We start from the raw sequence: 4699 nt of genomic DNA on the forward strand, positions 1-4699 counted from the left end.
ATTGCCAAGCTAAGACATTGTCATCCTCTGTCTCACCAACGGGTACACTTTCATGTGGGATGTTTGGAATACTGAGTAAGATAAGCTCTAATTCAGCTTCTACTTCGCGTAACTCATGGTCTAAATCCTTAATTTGGTCGCCAACTTGCCTCATTTCAGCAATTAATTGGTCCGCATCTTTTTTCTCTCGTTTCAAAACAGCCACTTGCTGTGATACTTCATTTCTTTTGCTTTTAAGCTCTTCCGTTTTTACAAGTAATTCTCGGCGTTTTACATCCAAATCCTCAAACTTCTCAAGATCGGAAATGTCTTCCCCACGGTGTTTTTCTAGTTTTTCCTTTACTTCAGCAAAATTAGCTCTTAAATATTTGATATCTAACATAGCCTTTCCCTCCATATTCAAATTTGTGAAAACAAAAAACTCCCGTCCCCTATAAAGGGACGAGAGTTACCCGCGTTGCCACCCTAGTTAAAAGTATAGTCCATACTTTTCACTTTAAATCTTTAACGAGGTTTACCCGAGAGCTTTTACTTACAAAAAATGCGTTCCAAGCTCTACGCAAAGGATGGATTCTCAAGTGCTTTTGTCTGGTTTGCACCAACCACCAGCTCTCTATGGCAAAAGTGTACTTGATACTACTTCCTTCTTTATGCTTTCTTTTATTCAACTTATTAGTAATACATAATTTACTATAATTATAAGCCAAATGCAACTACATTATTCAAGAAAACCAACCTTTAACAGTAGATGCAACACTATCCCAAACATCTCCAAAGAATCCACCAACACCACGCATAGATAAAACGAACCAGTTCGCTTTTTCAACCGATTCAGAAGCGATGACATCAACTCTTGTTTGGTTAGCATTTAAAAATTCAATCGCATTACCATCTTTATCTTCAACCGTTAAATAACCAACAACATCACCTTTTTTTACAGGAGCTGTTAATTGACCTTGATCATTTAATAAATCTTCATTGATCACAAGCTTTGGTTGATAATTCTCTTCTTCTCCATTTTTAACAGTTAATGTAATAGCCTCTTTTGATTCAATCGTTACTGCATTTTCTTTCCCTTTTTCAACGGCAAGCTTTTCTTTATCTTTCACTTGATAGCCAGCAGGAACGATCTCTTTTTTATCAAAATTAGAGAACGCGTAATCAAACATTTTCTTTGTTTCGTCGAATCTAGCTTGATTATAGCCAGAATCGCCGCCACCCTTTGCATTCATAACAACTGTTACATATCTTTTTCCATCACGTTCAGCTGTTCCTGTAAAAGAAGAACCAGCAAAATCAGTTGTTCCTGTCTTTAACCCATCTACACCTTCATAGCCGTAGACCAGTTCAGGTAACATCCAGTTCCAATTTTCCATATCAATTTTATCTTCAGTGCCTTCTCTAAATGTTTTTCTAGGAATGCTCGCTGTTTCTAAAACTTGAGGAAAATCCGTGAGGAGCGTTGTCGCTAGTTTAGCTGTTGCTCTAGCAGACATCACATTTTCTTCATCTTCATTACCTGTCGAATGGTAACCTTTTAAATCCTTGTTATTTAAACCAGAAGAATTGACGAATTTATAATCTTCTAACCCTAATTCCTCTGCTTTTTCATTCATCATTTGCACAAAGTTCTTTTCAGAACCAGCAATTGTCTCAGCAATGGCAATTGTTGCTCCATTTGCGGAATAAATAGTCATTGCTTCAAATAATTCCTTAATGCTGTATGTCCCATCTCTTCTAAGAGGAACATTCGAAAGCGCTGTGTCATGAGACACTTTCCAAACGTACTCACTTACAGCATACTCTTGATCCCATGATACTCGACCTTCATCAATAGCTTCTAATAAAAGATACTCGGTCATCATTTTTGACATACTTGCAATACCAAGCACCTTATCAATGTTTTTCCCGTATAAAACCCTACCTGTTTCTGCATCTACTAGAATAGCTGCATCTGCATTAATATTAAGTATATCTTCTTTTGCACTTGCTTTATGTACATTTGGAAGAATGCCTAACACCATAATCAACACCAAGAAACTTGCAACAACTTTACGATATCCTTTTCTTCTCAATTCCAAAGCCCTCCAACTTTTTTTTCAGCTTTTGTTATTTTATCATAAGATGTCCTTCATGGATACAAACAACCTTTTCCTAATCTTGGCGTTTTCATGAACATCCCTTTTCTTTCTCTATTCCTTAGGTCAATCCGCCTGAGAAAACACTGTGCATTTTGCTAACAATGACGAAAGTCTGATATCTTTCCAAGCAAAAAAAAAGTAAGAGGACCTGCCCTCTTACTTTCTTAAAAAAATTATAATGAATAATTTGGTGCTTCTTTCGTAATTTGGATATCATGTGGGTGACTTTCTTTAAGACCAGCACCTGTCATACGGATAAACTGTGCATTTTCTCTTAAGAATTCTAAATTTGCTGCCCCGCAGTAACCCATACCAGAGCGAACGCCACCAACTAACTGATAAATTGTATCTGCTAATGAACCTTTAAATGGAATACGTCCTTCAATGCCTTCTGGAACGAATTTCTTATTATCTTCTTGGAAGTAACGATCTTTTGATCCTTTTTCCATAGAAGTAACGGATCCCATCCCACGATAGACTTTAAATTGACGTCCTTGGAAAATTTCTGTTTCACCTGGACTTTCAGATACACCAGCTAACATACTTCCTAGCATAACTGCATGTCCACCAGAAGCTAATGCTTTCACGATATCTCCTGAATATTTAATCCCACCATCAGCGATAATCGCTTTACCATGTTTACGTGCTTCTGTTGCACAATCATATACCGCTGTAATTTGTGGCACGCCAACACCTGCTACCACACGAGTTGTACAAATAGATCCAGGTCCAATACCTACCTTTACAACATCAGCTCCAGCTTCAAACAATGCACGTGTACCTTCAGCAGTAGCTACATTACCTGCTACAACCGTCAGGTCAGGGTATTTGTCTTTAATTTCTTTTACTGTATTAATAACACCTGCTGAGTGGCCGTGAGCCGTATCGACTACTACTACATCTACACTTGAGCTTTAACAAGTAACTCTAATCTTTTCAATGTATCTTTTGTTATACCGATTGCTGCACCAGCAAGTAAACGGCCTTGTGCATCTTTCGCTGAGTTAGGGAACTCAATGACTTTTTCAATATCTTTAATAGTGATAAGTCCTTTTAAAACACCATTATCATCAACAAGAGGTAATTTCTCAATTTTATACTTGTTGCAGATATTTTTTCTGCTTCTTGTAGCGTTGTACCTACTGAAGCAGTTACTAGGTTTTCTTTCGTCATTACATCAGAGATCTTAATAGAGAAATCTTGAATGAAACGAAGGTCACGGTTTGTTAATAATACCAACAAGTTTTTGTTCGTCAAGATTATTTACAATTGGAACACCTGATATACGATATTTGCCCATTAAATGTTCAGCATCATACACTTGTTGTTCGGGAGTAAGGAAAAACGGATCAGAAATAACGCCACTCTCAGAGCGTTTTACTTTATCAACTAAATCTGCCTGTTGCTTCAATGGACATGTTTTTGTGAATAATACCTAATCCACCCTGGCGTGCCATTGCAATAGCCATTTCAGCTTCAGTTACTGTATCCATACCAGCACTGATAATTGGAACATTCAACTTTACCTTTTCAGACAGTCTCACCGACAAATCGACATCTTTCGGCAATACCTCAGATTTAGCAGGGACAAGCAGTACATCATCAAAAGTTAAACCTTCTTTTTCAAATTTAGTTTCCCACATTTTTTTGACCTCCTGAACATGAAAATATTATTAGTAGGTTATCAATTGGACAAAATACTGTCAAGGACACTGCTATAAGTTGGATTTTTCAGATTATTTGGAGGTTGTATATTTTGAAGCATTCTTACGACAATTGGCAATCATATTTACCCTTTTTTTCAACAGAAACAACCAAAGCATTTTTAGAAAAAAGTTATCAAAACGAAGGAATTGAACAAGCATCACAAAAGAGTTTTGAAAATACTTATCCGTTTATATATTACATTGAACACGGTAAGGTTTACTATGAACAAGCCGCCGCTGCCCCGTTAATTATTAAACCAATTCTCTATTTCTACGGCCTAGTTCATCTAATAAAAGCTTGTATTTTAACTATTGACCCTCTTTATCCAGATACGACCTCCGTACTGGCTCATGGAGTTTCGACAAGAAAAAAGAAAAAGCAGCAATACCTCTTTTTAAAAGATGAAGTGAAACTACAAAAGAGTGGCTTATTTCCATATATGGCAGAAAAAATGTTCCATATGAAACATCTAGAAGGGGACAAATTTTATATGGTTGATTTATTGAGACAAATCCCAGAGATGGAAATAATGTTTCAGTCTATCCAAAAAGAACAAACATTTATTGATATAAAAAAAGAAAAAGATGACTTCTTTGTTCCAATATCTATTCTTAATCATTATCATATGACTGAATCGAGATTTTCTACTTTTCTTTCCGAAAAACTACAAGTGGATGGAACAGATATTCTCTATACGAAGGAACATATAAAATTCCCTCAAAACAAAGAGATCAATCGATATTTCAAATATAATATTGTAAATAAAAATTATTCATTACCTATCGAAAGAAGTCCATTAAATGATTATCCAGAATTATTTTCCCATTACTTAGTACTCTATAATTTAAGCA

General features: G+C 36.0%; 2 protein-coding genes, 2 pseudogenes and 1 other annotated feature. Of the genes and pseudogenes, 1 reads left to right on the top strand and 3 read right to left on the bottom strand.

Annotated elements, in window-relative coordinates:
- The 3 genes and pseudogenes from ACXACQ_RS06085 to guaB form a co-directional block, all read right to left on the bottom strand.
- Nucleotides 1–382: pseudogene (locus ACXACQ_RS06085) on the bottom strand (hypothetical protein); the annotation flags it as partial.
- A gap of 52 nt (nt 383–434) precedes the next feature.
- Nucleotides 435–660: a binding site (T-box leader), on the bottom strand.
- Between the two features lie 62 nt (nt 661–722).
- Complete coding sequence (locus tag ACXACQ_RS06090) at nt 723–2081, bottom strand: D-alanyl-D-alanine carboxypeptidase family protein (RefSeq protein ID WP_474975052.1); 1359 nt, start codon at nt 2079–2081, stop codon at nt 723–725.
- 233 nt (nt 2082–2314) lie between these two features.
- Nucleotides 2315–3784: pseudogene (gene guaB, locus ACXACQ_RS06095) on the bottom strand (IMP dehydrogenase).
- Nucleotides 3785–3897: 113 nt separating this feature from the next.
- Between guaB and ACXACQ_RS06100 the strand changes: the two are divergent.
- Nucleotides 3898–4699, top strand: an 802-nt coding sequence (locus ACXACQ_RS06100; protein ID WP_474975053.1) for a YaaC family protein, incomplete at its 3' end; no start/stop codon positions are given.

The sequence above is a fragment of the Fulvivirga sp. AWR4_260 genome (genome assembly GCF_056158185.1).